Annotated in this window: 15 protein-coding genes; 13 read left to right on the top strand and 2 right to left on the bottom strand. The window is 57.7% G+C overall.

Annotated features, from left to right (window positions below):
* The first annotated feature begins 132 nt into the window (after positions 1-132).
* The 4 genes from ACOBR2_RS13185 to ACOBR2_RS13170 all read left to right on the top strand — a co-directional run bounded on the left by ACOBR2_RS13185 (position 133) and on the right by ACOBR2_RS13170 (position 4,383).
* Positions 133-1,119, top strand: a complete 987-nt coding sequence (locus ACOBR2_RS13185) for a type I phosphomannose isomerase catalytic subunit (RefSeq protein ID WP_420236577.1) — start codon at positions 133-135, stop codon at positions 1,117-1,119.
* Positions 1,120-1,130: 11 nt separating this feature from the next.
* Positions 1,131-1,739 carry an HD domain-containing protein gene (locus ACOBR2_RS13180; RefSeq protein WP_420236576.1) on the top strand — a complete coding sequence of 203 codons (609 nt, stop codon included), beginning with the start codon at positions 1,131-1,133 and terminating at the stop codon, positions 1,737-1,739.
* 148 nt (positions 1,740-1,887) lie between these two features.
* Positions 1,888-2,475: an outer membrane beta-barrel protein gene (locus ACOBR2_RS13175; RefSeq protein WP_420236575.1), complete on the top strand. Its 588-nt coding sequence runs from the start codon at positions 1,888-1,890 to the stop codon at positions 2,473-2,475.
* 198 nt (positions 2,476-2,673) lie between these two features.
* Complete coding sequence (locus ACOBR2_RS13170; protein WP_420236574.1) at positions 2,674-4,383, top strand: bifunctional transaldolase/phosoglucose isomerase; 1,710 nt, start codon at positions 2,674-2,676, stop codon at positions 4,381-4,383.
* Between the two features lie 303 nt (positions 4,384-4,686).
* Here ACOBR2_RS13170 and ACOBR2_RS13165 read toward each other — a convergent pair whose 3' ends face one another.
* The gene (locus tag ACOBR2_RS13165; protein WP_420236573.1) at positions 4,687-5,235 is read right to left on the bottom strand and encodes a glutathione peroxidase; all 549 of its coding nucleotides are present in this window, start codon (positions 5,233-5,235) and stop codon (positions 4,687-4,689) included.
* A gap of 209 nt (positions 5,236-5,444) precedes the next feature.
* Here ACOBR2_RS13165 and ACOBR2_RS13160 point away from each other — a divergent pair, with 209 nt between their 5' ends.
* Both ACOBR2_RS13160 and ACOBR2_RS13155 read left to right on the top strand, forming a co-directional pair.
* The gene (locus ACOBR2_RS13160; RefSeq protein ID WP_420236572.1) at positions 5,445-5,639 is read left to right on the top strand and encodes a hypothetical protein; all 195 of its coding nucleotides are present in this window, start codon (positions 5,445-5,447) and stop codon (positions 5,637-5,639) included.
* Positions 5,614-6,672 carry a HoxN/HupN/NixA family nickel/cobalt transporter gene (locus ACOBR2_RS13155; protein WP_420236571.1) on the top strand — a complete coding sequence of 353 codons (1,059 nt, stop codon included), beginning with the start codon at positions 5,614-5,616 and terminating at the stop codon, positions 6,670-6,672. Before ACOBR2_RS13160 ends, ACOBR2_RS13155 begins: the two co-directional genes overlap by 26 nt.
* 214 nt (positions 6,673-6,886) lie before the next feature.
* Here ACOBR2_RS13155 and nikR read toward each other — a convergent pair whose 3' ends face one another.
* A complete protein-coding gene (gene nikR, locus ACOBR2_RS13150) occupies positions 6,887-7,345 on the bottom strand; it encodes a nickel-responsive transcriptional regulator NikR (protein ID WP_420236570.1) in 459 nt (152 codons plus the stop codon).
* Between the two features lie 200 nt (positions 7,346-7,545).
* Here nikR and ACOBR2_RS13145 point away from each other — a divergent pair, with 200 nt between their 5' ends.
* The 7 genes from ACOBR2_RS13145 to ACOBR2_RS13115 all read left to right on the top strand — a co-directional run bounded on the left by ACOBR2_RS13145 (position 7,546) and on the right by ACOBR2_RS13115 (position 17,422).
* On the top strand, positions 7,546-8,814 hold the full coding sequence (locus ACOBR2_RS13145) for an efflux RND transporter periplasmic adaptor subunit (protein ID WP_420236569.1): 1,269 nt from the start codon (positions 7,546-7,548) through the stop codon (positions 8,812-8,814).
* 63 nt (positions 8,815-8,877) lie between these two features.
* The gene (locus ACOBR2_RS13140) at positions 8,878-9,600 is read left to right on the top strand and encodes an ABC transporter ATP-binding protein (RefSeq protein WP_420236568.1); all 723 of its coding nucleotides are present in this window, start codon (positions 8,878-8,880) and stop codon (positions 9,598-9,600) included.
* Positions 9,601-12,033 (top strand): ABC transporter permease, encoded by a 2,433-nt coding sequence (locus tag ACOBR2_RS13135; RefSeq protein WP_420236567.1) that lies wholly within the window; start codon positions 9,601-9,603, stop codon positions 12,031-12,033.
* Between the two features lie 6 nt (positions 12,034-12,039).
* The gene (locus ACOBR2_RS13130) at positions 12,040-12,744 is read left to right on the top strand and encodes an ABC transporter ATP-binding protein (RefSeq protein ID WP_420236566.1); all 705 of its coding nucleotides are present in this window, start codon (positions 12,040-12,042) and stop codon (positions 12,742-12,744) included.
* A complete protein-coding gene (locus tag ACOBR2_RS13125) occupies positions 12,741-14,690 on the top strand; it encodes a TolC family protein (RefSeq protein WP_420236565.1) in 1,950 nt (649 codons plus the stop codon). The genes ACOBR2_RS13130 and ACOBR2_RS13125 overlap by 4 nt, the downstream gene beginning before the upstream one ends.
* Positions 14,644-16,050, top strand: coding sequence for a sigma-54-dependent transcriptional regulator (locus ACOBR2_RS13120; RefSeq protein ID WP_420236564.1), 1,407 nt, complete (start codon positions 14,644-14,646; stop codon positions 16,048-16,050). Before ACOBR2_RS13125 ends, ACOBR2_RS13120 begins: the two co-directional genes overlap by 47 nt.
* Positions 16,040-17,422, top strand: a complete 1,383-nt coding sequence (locus tag ACOBR2_RS13115) for a sensor histidine kinase (protein WP_420236563.1) — start codon at positions 16,040-16,042, stop codon at positions 17,420-17,422. The genes ACOBR2_RS13120 and ACOBR2_RS13115 overlap by 11 nt, the downstream gene beginning before the upstream one ends.
* The last annotated feature ends 4 nt before the right edge of the window (positions 17,423-17,426 follow it).

The following is a 17,426-nucleotide window of genomic DNA, read 5'->3' as shown; positions in this document are numbered from 1 at the left end:
GACTGCCAGAAGAGGCGCAGGTCTGCTAGAGTTGGAACCAGAGCCGGAATGAGCGGCAAATTATGGATTTGCTCCGTATCTGCTGTTCATCCTTCGTTCAAACGGTATAGATGAAGTGTTGAGGGGATCATTATGTCGGTTACGGATTCATTGTCTGCCGCGCAGTTTATAACGCCTTTCCGTATTGAGCCTCATTTTGATGTGCGTCCGTGGGGCTTTCGCGATCTGCGGCCCTGGTTTGACCGGGTGGCCGAGGATGAAAAATCCCTGCTGGGTGAGGCGTGGCTGACGGGCGACATGTGTCTGGTGGCTACCGGTGCGCACAAGGGCAAGCGGCTGGATGCGTTGTTCAGCGAGCATGCTGTGGCGCTGCTCGGCAAGGCTGCGCCGGAAGCTGCATCGCCGCTGCTCGTCAAGATGCTGTTTGCGGCCGACAAGCTGAGCGTACAGGTGCATCCTGACGACAAAATGGCGCAGAAGTATGGTGCGGTGCGCGGCAAGACCGAGTGCTGGTTTGCGTTGGCGGCTGAGCCCGGAGCAAAGCTGGCCGTGGGGCTTAGGCAGGGCGTAACGCTTGACGAAGTGCGGCAGCAGATCCTGGACGGCACGCTCGAAAAGAGCTTGAATGCCGTAGGCGTGAAAAAGAACGACATGATCTTTGTGGATGCCGGTACGGTGCACGCCATCTGGCCCGGTGCCATCATTCTGGAGACGCAGCAGAACTGCGACCTGACCTATCGCATGTTTGACTACGGTCGGCCCCGCGAACTGCATGTGGAGAAGTCACTCGAAGCCACCAAGTTGCTGACGCGGGCTGGCAAGGTTCCGGCGCAGCCGCTGGAAGACCGTACGTTGCTGATCGACGAAGCCTACTTTCGTGTGGAGCGGGTTCCGGTGGAGAGCGCCATCACTGGCGCGCAACTTTCCTGCCGCAAGCGTGGGTTGTCGTACCTCTTTGCAACTGCTGGCGCGGCACGCATCATGGGGCAGGGATTAGAAACTGTCGATCTTCCAGCACGTGCGATTGTGGCCGTGCCGGCTTCCTCGCCGGAGTATGTGGTGGAAAATCTGGGCGGACTGGATCTGATCCGCATTACCCCCAAGTGGCCCGTGCAATAAGGGAGTTAGATTTGAGCAAATCCGGCTGGCGTGAGCAAGTGCAGGCGTACATTCGGGCGGAAGCCAGCCCGGTAGACAAGTATGGTCATCAGCCGCGCCTGTACGCGCTTGCCAGCCAATTGGGCGCGGGTCTTTCCTATGACGACGATGTCCTGTTTGCCGCCTGCTGGCTGCACGATCTGGGCGTTTTCCTCGGACACAGGCCGCTGAATCCCGAGCAGCTCAAGGGGTGGGACCATCTTCCGTATACAATCGAGCGCAGCCGCCAGTTGCTTGCGGACTGGGGATTTCCAGAGGAAAAACTGGAGTCTGTGGCGGAAGCGATTCGTACCCATCAGGCATGGGACGAGCCGCAGGAGATGGCGGCGGTTCTGCTGCACGACGCCGATATTCTGGAGCAATTGGGTGCCATCGGGATCATGCGTGCGCTGGCCAAGGTGGGGCGCGATACGCGCTTCGATCGATTCACGCAAGTGGTGCAAATTTTGCAGAAGGCGGTGAATGAACTGCCGTCGCGGTTGCGCCTAAACCAGAGTAGAAACTTGGCTGCTTCCAGAATCGAAATTCTCCGTGCTTTTCTTTTGGCAGCGGAGGCAGAGGCAGGAAACCTGCTTGATTAAGTGCACAAAGAGAGCCGCCTGACAGAGTGGTCACCAAGGCTATAAAGTTTCGCCAATAAATAACATGCGGTAATCGATCGATAAAAATAAGCTGGCAGGGAAGTTCTTTCCGGGTGGTTCGCACTACGGTATAAAGGAGTTCCGCATTATGTATAGATTATGGGTTCTTCTGGTGTGTCTGCTGACAGCAGTATCTTTGAGGGGGCAGTCCGCTCCCTCGGCGCATGAAGGCAGCCTGCCGCTGATGGTGGGTGGTGGTGTTTCCAACTTCAATCTGGATTTTGGCGCAGGCCGCAGAATGACAGGCGTCACGTTGTGGGGCGATTGGGATCTGGCAGGCCATCGTCTGGTTCCGCATGGATTGTCGCTTGAGTTGCAGGGCCGAAGCATTCACTGGGGCTTGCCGCAGGGATTTTCCCTGATGGAGCAGAATACGTATCTTGGCGGTGCACGCTACAGTTGGGAACATTACCGGAATGTTCATCCTTACGCAAAGTGTCTGGCTGGCATCGGAAGCATTGATTTCCCTCCCTATCCGAACGGGTATAGCCATGACACGCGCGATGTGTTGGCGCCGGGCGGCGGCCTGGAGGTGCGGGCCAGCAAGCAAGTGTGGGTGCGTGCCGATTATGAGTATCAATTCTGGCGTCACATCTTCGGCGTGCATGATTTGAACCCGAATGGCTTTACTTTGGGCGTCGAATACAGCTTCAAGCATATTGTTGTGTTCAAGTAGCAGGGCGCGTGGGCTGTTTCCCTGTAGCAGTCCGTTTTGTGAAGATTTATTTCGCTTTTGGAGCACGGATAATCCGTCGGACAGTGGTTCAATTTCTGTTGAAAATGGCAGCATCCAGTCTTTCATTGACATTTTTTGTTCGATTGTGCGCCTTATCATTTGCGTAGCCCATGTATTCAGGCGAAAATGACTAACGATATGAGCATCCAATTTGTTCTCCCTTCCGAACTGCGCGGCGCCTTCGATCAGGCGGCTGCTGACTGGCAAGCCAATAGCAAACTCGACCGCTTCTGGCAGCGGGATGCCTCGCTTTGGACCCGCGATGGTGAAGAGAACTGGCTGGGCTGGACCAACATCGTTGAGCGCCAGCAGGAAAGTCTTCCTGCCTTTGAGGCACTGGCTGCGGACGTACAGAACTCTGGCTTCAAGCATCTGGTGCTGCTCGGTATGGGCGGATCCAGCCTGTGTCCCGAGGTTCTGGCGCTCACCTTTGGCCGTCAGCAGGGCTTCCCGGAACTGCACATCGTCGATTCCACCGATCCGGTGCAGGTAAAGGCCGTGCGCGACAAGGTGGATCTGGCCTCTACGCTGGTGATTGTGGCCAGCAAGTCAGGCTCCACGCTTGAGCCCAACGTGCTCAAGCAGTACTTTTTTGAAGAAATGAAGAAGGCCGTGGGTGCCGACAAGGTTGGTGCGCACTTTATCGCCATCACTGATCCCGGCTCGAAGATGGAGCAGGTGGCCCGCGCTGACAACTTCCGCCACATCTTCTTCGGCGATCCGAAGATCGGCGGCCGTTTTTCAGCGCTCTCGAACTTTGGCATGACCTTTGCCGTTGCCGCTGGCCTGAGCATCAAGCAGGTTTTGGCGGAGGCAGGCAAAGCCGTGGAGGCTGCCAAGCTGCCGGTCGCGGAGAATTCTGCCGCCAAGCTTGGCTTGTTGATGGGCCTGGCCGCCAACGCTGGCCGCGACAAGCTGACCGTCTTCACTTCGCCGGAGATCTTTGACCTGGGTGCATGGCTGGAGCAGCTGATTGCCGAGTCGACGGGCAAGCTGGGCAAGGGCATTACTCCGGTGGACCGCGAAGCGATTGCTGCTCCCTCGGTCTATGGTTCGGATCGCCTGTTTGTGTATGTGCGCCTGAAGGGCACGAAGGACGCGAGTCAGGATGCGAAGGTGGCAGCGCTCGAAGCCGCCGGCCATCCCGTGGTGCGCATCGATCTGAATGACAAGTACGAAATCTTCGGCCAGTTCTTTACCTGGGAAGTGGCGACGGCCGTGGCGGGCGCGGTGATGGGCATCAATCCCTTCAACCAGCCTGACGTGGAGTCGGCCAAGATCGAAACGCGGGCCCTGACCACGGCCTACGAGCAGACCGGCAAGCTGCCTGCCAGCACGTCCTTCCTGACGGATGCAGGCATTCAGCTGTATGCTACCGAGGCTTATGCCGCTACGCTGCAGGCTGCCGCGTCTGCGCCGACGCTGGCGGGCATTGTGAAGGCGCATGTGGACCAGATCAAGGCAGGCGACTACTTTGCCGCGCTTGCCTACCTGCCCATGTTCGCCGAGTACGAGGCCGCCATCCAGACCTTCCGCCACAAGGTGCGCGATGCGAAGAAGGTGGCCACTTGCCTCGGCTTTGGTCCGCGCTTCTTGCACTCCACCGGGCAGGACTATAAGGGCGGCCCCAACCAGGGCGTTTTTGTGCAGGTTACTGCAACGCATGCTGCCGACCTGGCGATTCCCGGCCAGAAGTACAGCTTTGGCATCGTCATCGATGCGCAGGCTGCTGGCGATCTGGCCGTGTTGGAAGCCCGTGGCCGTCGCGCTCTGCGGGTGCATCTGACGGGCGACATTGCCACAGGCCTGGCCACGCTGAACGCTGCCTTTGCTGAAGCGCTGAAGTAAGCCATCCTTGCTCCACAAGAAGAGCCGGTCAGGAGAGCATCCTGTCCGGCTCTTCTTGTTTTGTAAACGCGGCGTATGCAGAAGACGACGAACTACAGAATGCGTACGTCATAATGCGTACGTACTGCGCACGAGGCAACAGTGCATTGCAATCACGTAAAAAACCACCGTGTTCAGCGCGGAAAGAGTGGTTGCTCTTTCTGCGCTGAACACGGTGGTTTTTTCTACAAAGTCATTCAATCAAGGTTCAGTCAATACAGCTGCTGAGGCAAGACAACTGTTCTCTGCACCCTGATCTCAGACCTACTTGGCCAGTTCGGCTTCGAGGGCCGCAACCAGAGCCGGAGCATCGGCCGTGGTGTCGGGGGCGAAACGGGCCACAACCGCGCCACTCTTGCTGACGATGAACTTTTCAAAGTTCCACAACAGCTCAGGCTCGGGGTTGCCCTCAATGCCGTAGCCCTTCAGTTTTTCGCGCCAGCTAGGCTCGTTCACGCTGGTGGCCTTGGGTTGAGCAGCGATCAGGGTCTTGTAAAGCTCATGCTTCTCGGGGCCGGTGACGGCAATCTTCGAGTACATGGGGAACTTGACGCCAAAGTTGGCGGTGCAGAAGGTGTGAATGTCGGCGTCGCTGCCCGGCTCCTGCTCCTTGAAGTCGTTGGCCGGGAAGCCGGCAACCACCAGACCCTTGCTGCCGAGCTGCTCGTAGAGCTTTTCCAGGCCTTCGTACTGCGAGGTCAGGCCACACTTGCTGGCCACGTTGACTACCAGAACAACCTTGCCCTTGTACTCGGCCAGGGTGGCGTCTTCGCCAGTAATCTTCTTGACGGGAATATCGTAAATCGAAGCCATTCTCAGTTCTCCTTTATCAATGGCGCCACACAGGGCGCAAGCTTTGGTTCGTAAATTGGCCGCTCGCAAAAGAGCGCCGAAGACTACGCAGGAAGGCTACTCGGGCCAGGTCCGTAGCGCAAGCCTCGCGATGAGAAGCTGCGTTCTTGGCATGCCGCCGGGCTGGCCGGAATCCTGCTGTTCATACGATGTAGGCGGGAGCGGGTTCGATGCAAAATCAGACCAATCTTGTCCCATATGCAGAAATGGGCGATTGGAGAGGCCGCAAAGCCTCCGCAGCAGAAAATCCATGCCACCCCCGGATGGGGTGCGGCTTTTCATCGTCATACGATTTTCAAAATGGTATGATTATTTTGTCGGAGGAAGAATCCAGAGAAGATGCTGCGCAGCCTTTTCAGCGATGACGCAACCCATGTGAAGCGCAAGGTGGCGGGCATGTATGCTCTGTTGCTGGTCTTCAATGTGGCTGCGTGGCTGTGGGCGTTTGTGGCCTTCCGACATTTTCCGCTGTTGCTGGGCACGGCCTTTTTGGCCTACAGCTTTGGCCTGCGCCATGCGGTCGACGCCGATCATATTGCAGCCATCGACAACGTTACCCGCAAGCTGATGCACGAGGGTAAGCGCCCGGTCGCGGTGGGCTTTCTGTTCTCGCTCGGCCACTCCACCATCGTCGTGATTGGCTCTGCGGCCATTGCCCTGGCGGCTGCCGTGCTGGAGCAGCGCACAGGCACATTGCGCGCCATTGGCGGAGTCGTGGGCACGTTGGTCTCTTCCGGCTTTCTCTTCGCCATCGCCCTCGCAAATCTGGCCATCCTGCGCTCCATCTGGAAGGTCTTTGTGCGGGTGCGTGCCGGTGAGCCGTATGTGGAAGAGGATCTGGACCTGCTGCTCTCCGGGCGCGGCCTGCTGGCCCGGCTCTTTCGGCCGATGTTTGCCATGATCCGCCGCAGCTGGCATATGTATCCGCTGGGCGTGCTCTTTGGCCTTGGTTTTGACACAGCCACGGAGATTGGCCTGCTGGGCATTTCAGCGGCTGAGGCTTCGAAGGGGCTGTCGATCTGGTCGATCATGGTCTTTCCGGCGCTCTTTGCGGCGGGCATGTCGCTGATTGATACCACCGACAATATTCTGATGCTGGGCGCCTATGGCTGGGCCTTCGTCAAGCCCATTCGCAAGCTCTACTACAACCTGACCATCACCACCGTTTCCGTGGCCGTGGCTCTGGTGGTGGGCGGCGTGGAAGCTCTAGGTTTGCTGGCCGATCAGTTCAGCCTAGGCGGATTCTTCTGGGACGCGGTCCGGCGGCTGAACGAAAACTTCGGCCTGCTCGGCTACTTTATCGTAGGGTTGTTCGCGGCCAGCTGGCTGCTCTCGATTGCCTTTTATAAATGGAGCAAGCTGGACGATCTGGAAGTGGAAGCTTCGGCGGGCGATTAACCTAGCCATACAGATCCGGCACAAAAGAAATGCTTCGTGCTATCCCACCCTAGCCGCAAAAACAAAGACGCGACGAGGGTAGGGCACCCGGATTGGATCGCAAAATTTTAGTGTCGAATTAGCTAGAAGCTAGAGCAACGGCGCGATGCGAAAAGTCTCAGCTGCTGCGATGAGCAAAATGAGCTGGAAGCTAGAGGCTGGAAGCTGCCTTCTGCTATTCGTGCGGATGCTCGTGGCCGTGCCCATGGTCCTGCGACTTCTTGAGCGACGTACCGGAGTCGGTGAGCACCAGTTTGCCCAGTTCTACACCGCGCATGGAGAGCATTTTGTCGGCCATCTGCTGAATCTCGCGGCTGCGGCCCTTCATGATGATGACCTCAAGGCAGTAGTGATGATCCAGATGGACGTGCGTGGCCGCCAGAACCGTGGCGTGGCTCTGGTGCTGCATCTCGGTGAGCTTCTGCGAGAGGTTCGGCACATGGTGGTCGTAGACCAGCGTAAGCGTGCCGACGACCGGCTTGTTGCTGTCTACCACATCGTTGAGCAGCGCCTCGCGGATCAGATCGCGTACTGCCTCGGAGCGATTCTTGTAGCCCCGGCGGGCGATCAGTTTGTCGAATCCAGCCAGCAAATCCTGCTCGAGCGAGATTCCGGTGCGGCTTAGTTCGGTCATGGCGCGGCCTCTGTGTTCATTCTACTCAGGATAGGGAATTCCGTGCAGAGTTTGACTGAAAGTGTCCGATTCCGAACACAGAAACTCAAAACCGGTCAGATCTGACTGCGGTAAGGTTTTTTCTGTATTTGTAAACTATAGAAAATAAAGAAGAAGAAAAAGAAAAACTTTGGCAGGGCGAGTGCTCTTTGTAGGGTGCCATGGATATTGCACGCCCTGACCTGAAGAAGAAAAAGATGCGCCGGCTGATTGTTACGGCTGGCATTGTGGGAGCAGTTGTAGTTCTGCTGCTCGTCGTAGTGGCCCGGTTGAAGCCGGCTGCTCCCCCGGTGGAGCGTTCGACGCTCTGGCCCGACACGGTCAAGCGCGGCCCCATGTTGCGCCAGGTGCGCTCGTCCACCGGCTCGCTGGTGCCGCGGGAAGACTCCATCGAACTGATTCCGGCCGAGACCGAGGCAACCGTGGTGAAAATCTGCGTGCTGCCCGGTGCGCTGGTTACGCCCTACACGGTGCTGATGGAGCTGGCCGATCCCGCGCTGGACCAGCAGGTGCTGAATGCCCGGCTGGCGCTGAAGGCGGCCGAGGCTGATTACAAGAGCCTGGAAGCCCAGCTCAACAGCTCGCTGATGGACAAAAAAGCTGCGGCCGCGCAGGTGCACAGCGATTACACGCAGGATCAATTACAGGCGCAGACCGACAAGGCGCTCTATGATCTGGGCGTGATCTCGGGCTTGGCCTACAAGAACTCCAAAAACAAGGCCGACCAGCTCACCACCCAGCACCAGATCAGCCAGCAGCAGCTCGACGTGAATCAGAAGGCTATTTTTGTGCAACTGGCCAGCGCGCAAACGCGCATTGATCAGGCCCGGGCGCTGGTGGATCTGTATGCCAAGCAGAAGGCTGCGCTCGAAGTGCGTTCTTCCATCAGCGGTACGCTGGCTCCGTTGGCCACGCCTGTGCAGGTGGGCCAGCACGTGACGGCTGGAACCTCGGTGGCCGAGGTGATTCAGCGCGACAAGCTGAAGGCCGCGCTGCAGATTGCCGAGACGCAGGCGCGCGAGATTCAGCTGGGCCAGCCCGCCACTATCGACACGCACAATGGCACCATTCAGGGCCACGTTACGCGCATCGATCCTTCGGTTGTGAATGGCACGCGCACGGTGGATGTGGCGCTTGATGGCGCTTTGCCGGCGGGCGCGGTTCCGCAACTGAGTGTGGATGGAACCATCGATCTGGAGCGGTTGACGGATGTGCTCTACGTGGGACGGCCTGCGCTCGGCAATGAAGATTCCACGCTGAGCCTCTTTAAAATGGACGCCGACGGCAAGGGCGCAGCCCACGTCAGCGTCAAGGTGGGCCGCGCTTCGGTCAATGAGATTCAAGTGCTGGACGGCCTGAAAGAAGGCGATCAGGTGATTCTTTCCGACATGTCGCGCTGGGATAAGTATGACCGCATCAAGCTTGAGTAGGTGCTAGGTGCTAGGTGCTGACGACTGAAATGGAATAGTTAAACAGGAAAAGAGGAGACAGGGATGGAAACGAAAGAGACGCTGATCGAGATTGCTGACTTGACCAAGGTTTTCTACACCGATGAAGTGGAGACGCATGCGCTCTCCGGCATTCATCTGACGATCAATCGTGGTGAGTACCTGGCCATGAGCGGACCGTCTGGTTGCGGCAAGTCCACGCTGCTGTCCATCATGGGCCTGCTGGATACGCCTTCGGGTGGAAGCTATCTACTCAACGGGCGGCCAGTCGAGAATCTGAGCTTTGCCGAGCGTTCGCGCATTCGCAATCAGGAGATCGGTTTCATCTTCCAGAGCTTCAATCTGATTGGCGATCTGAATGTGGAAGAGAATGTGGAGCTGCCGCTGACTTATCGCGCCGGCATGCCAGCGGCCGAGCGCAAGAAGCGCGTGAAGGAAGCACTGGAGCGCGTGAACATGGCGCACCGCATGCGGCACTATCCCGCGCAACTCTCCGGTGGTCAGCAGCAGCGTGTTGCCGTAGCCCGCGCACTGGCCGGTACGCCCTCGATCCTGTTGGCCGACGAGCCTACCGGCAATCTGGATTCGAAAAACGGTGAGGCCGTGATGCAGTTGCTCAACGATCTGCACCGCGAGGGCGCAACCATCTGCATGGTCACGCACGATCCGCGCTTTGCCCGCCATGCCGGTCGTGAAGTACATCTGTTCGACGGCAAGGTGGTAAGCGAAAAGGAACTCGAAAAGCTGGAAGCAGAAGTGGAGGCCTAAATGCTGAAGGATCTGCAATACGCCTGGCGGCAACTGCGCAAGTCGCCAGGATTTTCGCTCACGGTGATTCTTACGCTGGCGCTGAGTGTTGGTCTTTCAACAGCGGTCTTCTGCGTGATTGACACCGTGATTCTACGTCCACTGTCGTTTGATCATCCGGAGAGAATTGTTGCGATACAAAGTTATAGCCGCAGTGGTTATACGCAGCCTGCTTCGTGGCCGAGCTATCGCGATGAGCGAACGCAGGTCAAAACGTTTTCTGCCTTTGCCGCATACTCCGATTATTTCAAGATGACGCTGGAGACGCCGCAGAGTGGTCCGGTGCAGATCAAGATGGTGCACTCGACCGATAATCTCTTCAATGTATTCGGTGTGCATCCCATACTTGGTCGTACGTATCTTCCGGGCGAAGAAGCAGACGGCAAAAATCAGGTTGCCGTGCTTGCTTACGAAACCTGGCAACGCTACTTTGGGGCTGACCGAAACGTATTGGGCCGTCAGATCAAGTTGGATGGCATTGCGTATACAGTGATTGGCGTCATGCCTGCCGGCTTTCGTTTTCCACTCGGCATGGAAAATGCAATCTTCACGCCGCGCCTAATCGATAAGAGCTGGATGAATAACCGTGGCAGTCACTGGCTACGCACAGTAGCGCGCCTGCGCGATGGCGTCACCATGGAGCAGGCGCAGGCTGACTTGACGCAGGTGTTTGCGAATCTCGGCAAGGCCTATCCGGATTCTGACGAGGGGCGCAAGGCGAAACCGCAGCCGTTGGCTGAGGCGATTCTTGGTCAAAGCAAAGGTCCGCTGTGGACGCTGCTGGGCGCGGTGCTTGTGGTGCTGGCCATCGGCTGCGTGAACGTGGCTGGGTTGCTGTTGGCGCGTGGAGTTCGTCGCGAGCGCGAGATGGCTATGCGCGTGGCCATTGGCGCGGGTCGCATGAGATTAGTGCGTCAGGTGCTGACCGAATCGCTGCTGCTCTCGCTCTTGGGCGTGCTTGCCAGCGTTGTTTTGGCTGAGGCGTTGCTGCATGGTCTGCGCATCTTCCTGATCTCGGCACTGGCGCGCGGAGCAGAGATTCAGATGAACTGGACGGTGTTTTGCGTGACTATTGCCACTTCGGTTGCCGCCAGTCTGCTGGCCTCGCTCTACCCGGCGTTGCGTATGTCGGGCGCGGATCCGAATCGCGTGCTGAAGGCCGGTGGCGCGGCAGGATCGAGCCGCGGCCAGCACCGGATTCGTGCCGGCTTTGTGATTGTACAGGTCTCGCTCACGTTGGTACTGCTGATTGTTTCCAGCCTGCTGATTCGCATGGTTTCGCATTATCGTCATGCGGATCTGGGCTTCGATTCTGCGCACATCATGAGCATGCCCATCAACCTGACGCCCACTCGCTACGCTGGCCGTGATGCGCTGGCCGGTTTTTATACGCCGCTTGCCAGCCGCATTCACCAGATTCCAGGTGTGCAGGCTGTGGGTGCTATCAGCCTTCTTCCCATCGAGTCGTGGGGCAATAATTCAGAGGAACACATTGCTGGGCAGCCTCCCTATCCGCGCGGTCAGGAACGATTAGCGGAAATTCGCACCGTTACAGCCGGTTACTACGATGTTTTTGGTATTGCGTTGCATCGTGGCCGTAGTCTCTCTGCAACGCTCGACGGCCCGGAAAACACGGCTCTCCCGGTTGTTGTGAATGAGGCTTTCGTGCGTAAGTTCATTCCTAATGGGCTTGATCCAGTCGCGCAGCATCTAGACAGTAGCGATAAACCCGCGGAATGGCCGCGGATTGTGGGTGTGACCTCGAATGTGCGGCAGGATATTTACGCAGAACCTTTGGCTGAAGTGAATTGGCTGATTGATTCGGTGCCAGTAAAGGAACGCGCTGACACTCTGAACGGCATGAGTCTGGTGATTCGCTACCAGGGCGATCCGAATGCAATCATTCCTTCCGTGCGTGAGGCGCTGCATGAAGTGGATCCGACGGTGCCATTTAAAACTCCCACCACGATGAGCGAAGTCCTAGACAAGACGCTGGTGATGGAGCGCATGGAAAGTCTGCTCTTTGCCATCTTCGCTTCACTCGCACTGGTGCTGGCGCTGGTGGGAATTTATGGCTTGATCAGCCACGAAGTCGATCAGGAGACGCGCGAGATTGGCATTCGCATGGCGCTGGGCGCGGCCCGTGAGCGTGTCTTGCGCATGGTGCTCACGCGGGTGGCGTGGATGCTGACGCTGGGCGCGGCACAAGGTCTGGCACTTACCTGGGTGGTGCGTAAGCTGATCGGCGTGGTGATTCATGTCGATCCGCAAAAGGACTATGGATTCATTCTTGCCTCAGCCTTGTCGGTGGTGCTTTCAGGCCTGCTAGTAGCACTGATTCCCGGCCTGCGCGCAGCGGCCATTGAACCCATGCAGGCATTGCGATCGGAGTAAATGAAGATGATCGAACTGAAGAAAATTGAACGCAGTTACAAGGCAGGGCACACGGAAACATGGGTGCTGCGGCAGATAGGAATGAAGATCGAAGCGGGCGAATTCATCACCATCATGGGACCGTCGGGCGCGGGAAAATCTTCGTTGCTCAATGTTCTTGCGTTGCTCGATGATGGTTGGCTGGGCGAGTTCTGGTTTGAAGGCGAAGCCGCACACAAGCTCAATCGCAAGCAGCGTGCCGATCTGGCGAGGCGGCGTATCGGCATGGTCTTCCAGAGCTATCACCTGCTGGACGATCTGACGGTGGCTGAGAATATCGAACTGCCCCTGACTTACAAAAATCTTCCTACGAAAGAGCGGCAAGCGATGGTGGCCGACATTCTTGACCGCTTTCAGATCGTTGCCAAAAAGGATCTGTATCCAAGCCAGCTTTCGGGAGGCCAGCAGCAACTGGTCGGTATTGCGCGCGCCGTTGTGCATGCGCCCGCGCTCTTGTTGGCCGATGAGCCGACCGGCAATCTGCACTCCACGCAGGCGCGCGAGATCATGGAGCTTTTTCGCGAGTTGAATCATCAGGGAACCACCATTGTGCAAGTTACACACTCGGAAGAAAACGCGCACTACGGCCAGCGTATCGTGGAGTTGCGCGATGGATGGATGACGCGCGATGAACAGATTGCATCCAGGCTTACGGAGGTTGTGTCCAAGTGAATTTCTCTCTGCTTTCAAAGCGTACGTGGCAGGCGGTGCAATCAGCCGGAGCAATTCTTCTGTTGCAGGCCAACATGGCTCTGGCTGCTGAGCCGGTTGCGCAGCCTCCAGCGCCTTCGACGCAGCTTGCGGTGCAGCGTGGCATTCCCTTCGATCAGCTGCAGCGGCGCTCGTTGAATCCATTCAGCGCGTATCGTGGCAAGACGGTTGCCGATCCTGACCTGAGCAATGCGCCGCGGTTGGGTGGATTAGTGCGCGAAGGGAAAATCTATCTTTCCTTGCACGATGCCATCGATCTGGCGCTTGAAAACAATCTGGATCTGGTGATTGCCCGCTACAACCTGCCTATCGCGCAGATGGATGTGTTGCGCACGGCGGCAGGTGGCTCGGTGCGCGGCGTAAATACCGGTGTGGTGAGCGGTACACCGGGTGGCGGTGGCAGTGGGTCTGGTACAGGCAGCGGCGCGGGCGGCACGTCAAGCGGTGCAGGTGGCGCGGGCGCGGGTGCTTCGGGCTTGGTCTCGTCCACGTTGGGCACAGGAACCACCGTGAGTGGCTACGATCCGCAGATCACGGCCAAGGTGTATACCGATCACACCGCCGAACAGTTGACCAACTTTCAGGTGGAAGGCGTTTCGATTTATAAGTACAATACCTCGGAGGCCAACTTTAGTTACAGCCAGGCCTTTGCCACCGGCAGTAACATCGAGGTGAGCTGGAGTAACAGTCGCGAAACCAGTAATGGTATCTACGATTACTTCAGTCCGTCGTATTCCTCTTCCGTGGAAATTGTGGCGCAGCAAGCGTTGCTGGCAGGCTTTGGACTGGGGCCGAATCTGCGCTTTCTGCGCATTGCCAAGACCAACCAGAAGATCTCCGATATTGCCTTTCGCGCTCAGCTGATTGCCACCGTCACGCAGATCTGCAATCTCTATTGGGATCTGGTGAGTGCCTACGGTAATGAGCAGTTGAGCGAGCGTTCGGTGGCCTTTGCCGATGATTCTTTGAAGACTGCCCGCCATCAGCTTGATTTGCAGGCGATTCCGGAGATGGACGTGATGAAGGCCGAAGGGGAACTGGCCAATCACCAGCAGGATTTGACTGTGGCCCGAACGAATCTTGAGTTGCAGGAACTTTATATGAAGAACGCCATCACGCGTTCACTCGATGATTCTGTTTTGGAAGAGATGCCGGTGGTGCCGACGGATCACATCGCCAGCCAGATTGCACCTTTGGACCTTCCGGTACAGGAAATGATTGCAGCGGCGCTCAGAGGCCGTACCGAATTGCAGGAGTCTTTACTGGATCTGGAAAATCGTGCACTCAGCCGTAAGTCGGCGCGCAATGCGTTGCTGCCAACGCTTGACCTGTATGGCGTATATGTTGGCACTGGCGCGGGCGGTACGGTAAATTCAAAATACTACGATCCTTCAACGCCTACAACCTTGCCTGCGAACTATAGCGGAACATTGCAGTCGGCGTTGAATAACACTGCGCCGGAGTACAGGGTTGGATTATCCTTGAGTGTTCCTCTGCGCAATCGTGTGGCCAAGGCCGACCAGTATCGTACTGAACTGGAGTACCGGCAGGCGCAGGTCTATCAGGAGGAGTTGAAAAAGACGATCCGCATTGAGGTGCGCAATGCGCACTATGCGGTCGAGCAGGGGGCCAGTCGGGTTGAGGCGGCGCGTAAGGCCCGCGATCTGGCGCAGAAGAGTTTTTCAATCATGCAGCAGGAGCAGCAGCTTGGTGCGGGATCGAACCAGCAGACGCTGGCCGCCGAGCATGATCTGGCGCTGGCTGCGTCGGCACTGGTAACGGCCGAAACCGCCTACGAAAAAGCGCGCATTGAACTCAAGCGCGCCACCGGATCGGTGCTAGAAGACTACGGAATTTCAATTGCCGCCGCCAAAGCTGGCGCCGTGGAGGACGACCATTCCCGCTAATCAGGAATCAATCCGCGTTTTGGCTGCCGACGATCAGCCTTCGATTCTGGAGGCCGTCGAGTTGTTGCTTGGCCCGCAGGGCGTAGCGGTAGATTGTGTGCGCTCACCGCAGCAGGTCATGGAAGCGCTCGGCCAGAGCGATTATGACGTATTGTTGATCGACTTGAACTATACGCGCGACACAACCTCGGGCCAGGAAGGCCTTGACCTGCTTGGGCGCATTCAGGAGTTCGATGCGCGGCTGCCGGTGATCGTGATGACGGCCTGGGGCAATATCGGCCTTGCCGTCGAGGCGATCAAGCGGGGCGCGCGGGATTTCATTCAGAAGCCGTGGGAGAACGAGCGGTTACTTTCGCTGATTCGCGTGCATGCCGAGCTTAGAAAGGCTCTACGCCGCGCTTCCCAACTAGAACTTGAAAATCGCCTGCTAAGCGGCGAAGGGAAACCGGATTTCATCGCATCAGCCGCGGCCATGCGGCCGGTACTGGAGCTGATTGCGCAGGTGGGTCCATCGGATGCGAACGTGCTCATTACCGGTGAGCATGGTACTGGCAAGGAGGTTGTGGCCAAGCTTCTGCATATGGCCTCGCAGCGCTCGCGCCGTTCGCTGGTGGCCGTGAATGCGGGTGGACTGCCGGAAGGAACTTTTGAGAGCGAGATCTTTGGCCATGTGAAGGGTGCCTTCACCGATGCGCGCACCGATCGCGTGGGCCGCTTTGAATTGGCCAACGGTGGAACGCTGTTCCTGGATGAAATCGCCAACGTGCCCATCCGTCAGCAGGCCAAGCTACTGCGTGTACTCGAAACCGGCGAGCTGGAGCGGGTTGGATCTTCGCAAACGCGGCGCGTGGATGTGCGTCTGCTCTCTGCGACGAATGCTGACCTGCACGCCGAAGCCGTGGCGGGAAATTTTCGCGAAGATCTGCTCTATCGCCTGAATACGGTGGAGATTCACCTGCCCGCGTTGCGCGATCGGCGGGAGGATATTCCCTTGCTGGCGGCGCATTTTCTGCATCGCAATCGGGAGCGTTATCGCAAGCAGGTGACAGGATATACGCCGGGCGCAATGGAGTTGATGTTGCAATATGGATGGCCAGGAAATGTGCGTGAACTGGAGCATACAGTCGAGCGTGCGTTGCTGCTCTGCCGTGGAGAGCTCATTGAGCCGGCCAATCTTTCGGTGGGCCAAAGCACCCGCTCCAACGCCACATCGCTCGACAGCATGAGCATCGACGAGATGCAGTCGCAGTTGATTCGCAAGGTGCTGCGGCGTTTTGATGGCAATATCTCGCAGGCGGCCTCGGTGCTTGGCCTAAGCCGCGCGGCGCTCTATCGTCGCATTGAAAAATATGGGATCTGATCGTTACACGCATCGCCGCAAAACTTCGGCTGTGCGCCGCGTCTACATGAACTGCGCCCTGTTGGCTCTGCCTGCTTTGTCGATAGGCGCAGTTGAGCTGTATCTGCGCCGAGTGAGCTGGCCCACGGCGGTGCTGCTCTTTCTCTGCCTTGGTCTTTATCTGCTGTTTGTCTCGCTGGCGCTAACGGACTCATTGATTCGTCCACTGCAGACGCTGGCCAATGTGGTGGCGTCCATGCGTGAGGGCGATTTTTCATTTCGTGCGCGGGGTGCAGGCGTGCAGGATGCGCTCGGCGAACTGGCTCTTGAGGTGAACGCACTGGCGGACCTGTTGCAGCGGCAGCGTGTGCGTTCGCTGGAAGCAACCGCTCTGCTTGCCCGCATTCTTGAAGTGATGCACACGCCGTTGTTTGCCTTCGATCGCGAGAATCGCTTGCAATTGGTCAATCATGCAGGATTGCGGTTATTGGGGCTCTCGCAGGATCGATGCTTTGGGCGCAGCGCCGAGGATGTCGGATTGAGCCAACTGCTGCAAGCACCCGACCAAAGCCTGCATACACAGGCCGTGCGCGGCGTTGCAGTGAATGGTGTCACGCGCTGGCTATTGCGCAAAGCCACCTTCCGGCAGGAGGGCGCTCCGCACACGCTGCTGTTGCTCATCGACGTAAGTCTGCCACTGCAGGAAGAGGAGCGCACGGCGTGGAAGCGTCTGATCCGTGTGCTTGGCCATGAGATTTCCAATTCGCTTGCCCCCATTAAATCCATTGCCGGCAGCTTGCGTATGCGCCTTGATGTACTCAGTGCAGAAGAGTCTGTCACGCGTGATTTTTATCGTGGATTGGGTGTGGTGGAAAGTCGAGCCGACTCTCTGCATCGTTTTGTGCAGTCCTATCGCCAGCTTGCGCAGTTGCCTCCGCCGCAGTTGCGGCCAATTGAACTGCCTGCGCTGCTGGAGCGGGTTGCAGTACTTGAGCAGCGTCTGGTCGTGAAGCTGGAACAGGGATGCGCTGCCGTAGTGAATGCTGATCCGGATCAACTGGAGCAGCTCTTCATCAATCTGCTGGCCAATGCCGTTGATGCTTCTGAAGAAAACGGGACGGCGAGTGTGAGCATGCGATGGAAATGCTCGGCGCAAGATGTAACTGTATCGATCGAGGATCAGGGCCCCGGCATTGCCAATGCGGATAATTTATTCGTTCCATTCTATACGACAAAGCCTACCGGAAGCGGCGTGGGCCTTGCTTTGGCACAGCAGATTGCCCGCACGCATGGGGGCGAGATTCAACTGAAAAATCGTGTGGAGGGGCTGGGCGTGTGTGCCTCCGTGCGTCTGCCGCTGTGCCTTGCAAAAGAAGAACAGCGGCAGGGATAAACTT

It is taken from the genome of Telmatobacter bradus (assembly GCF_048629425.1).
In the GTDB taxonomy this organism is placed as follows: domain Bacteria; phylum Acidobacteriota; class Terriglobia; order Terriglobales; family Acidobacteriaceae; genus Telmatobacter; species Telmatobacter bradus.
Note: the sequence above shows the minus strand (reverse complement) of the source record. Positions and strands in the feature narration are given on the sequence as shown.

Coding starts and splice junctions, on each gene's coding strand:
- ACOBR2_RS13175 (WP_420236575.1), top strand. CDS start 1,888: ATGTATAGATTATGGGTTCTTCTGGTGTGTCTGCTGACAGCAGTATCT.
- ACOBR2_RS13140 (WP_420236568.1), top strand. CDS start 8,878: ATGGAAACGAAAGAGACGCTGATCGAGATTGCTGACTTGACCAAGGTT.
- ACOBR2_RS13160 (WP_420236572.1), top strand. CDS start 5,445: ATGCAAAATCAGACCAATCTTGTCCCATATGCAGAAATGGGCGATTGG.
- ACOBR2_RS13155 (WP_420236571.1), top strand. CDS start 5,614: ATGCTGCGCAGCCTTTTCAGCGATGACGCAACCCATGTGAAGCGCAAG.
- ACOBR2_RS13115 (WP_420236563.1), top strand. CDS start 16,040: ATGGGATCTGATCGTTACACGCATCGCCGCAAAACTTCGGCTGTGCGC.
- ACOBR2_RS13170 (WP_420236574.1), top strand. CDS start 2,674: ATGAGCATCCAATTTGTTCTCCCTTCCGAACTGCGCGGCGCCTTCGAT.
- ACOBR2_RS13185 (WP_420236577.1), top strand. CDS start 133: ATGTCGGTTACGGATTCATTGTCTGCCGCGCAGTTTATAACGCCTTTC.
- ACOBR2_RS13145 (WP_420236569.1), top strand. CDS start 7,546: ATGGATATTGCACGCCCTGACCTGAAGAAGAAAAAGATGCGCCGGCTG.
- ACOBR2_RS13130 (WP_420236566.1), top strand. CDS start 12,040: ATGATCGAACTGAAGAAAATTGAACGCAGTTACAAGGCAGGGCACACG.
- ACOBR2_RS13165 (WP_420236573.1), bottom strand. CDS start 5,235: ATGGCTTCGATTTACGATATTCCCGTCAAGAAGATTACTGGCGAAGAC.
- ACOBR2_RS13135 (WP_420236567.1), top strand. CDS start 9,601: ATGCTGAAGGATCTGCAATACGCCTGGCGGCAACTGCGCAAGTCGCCA.
- nikR (WP_420236570.1), bottom strand. CDS start 7,345: ATGACCGAACTAAGCCGCACCGGAATCTCGCTCGAGCAGGATTTGCTG.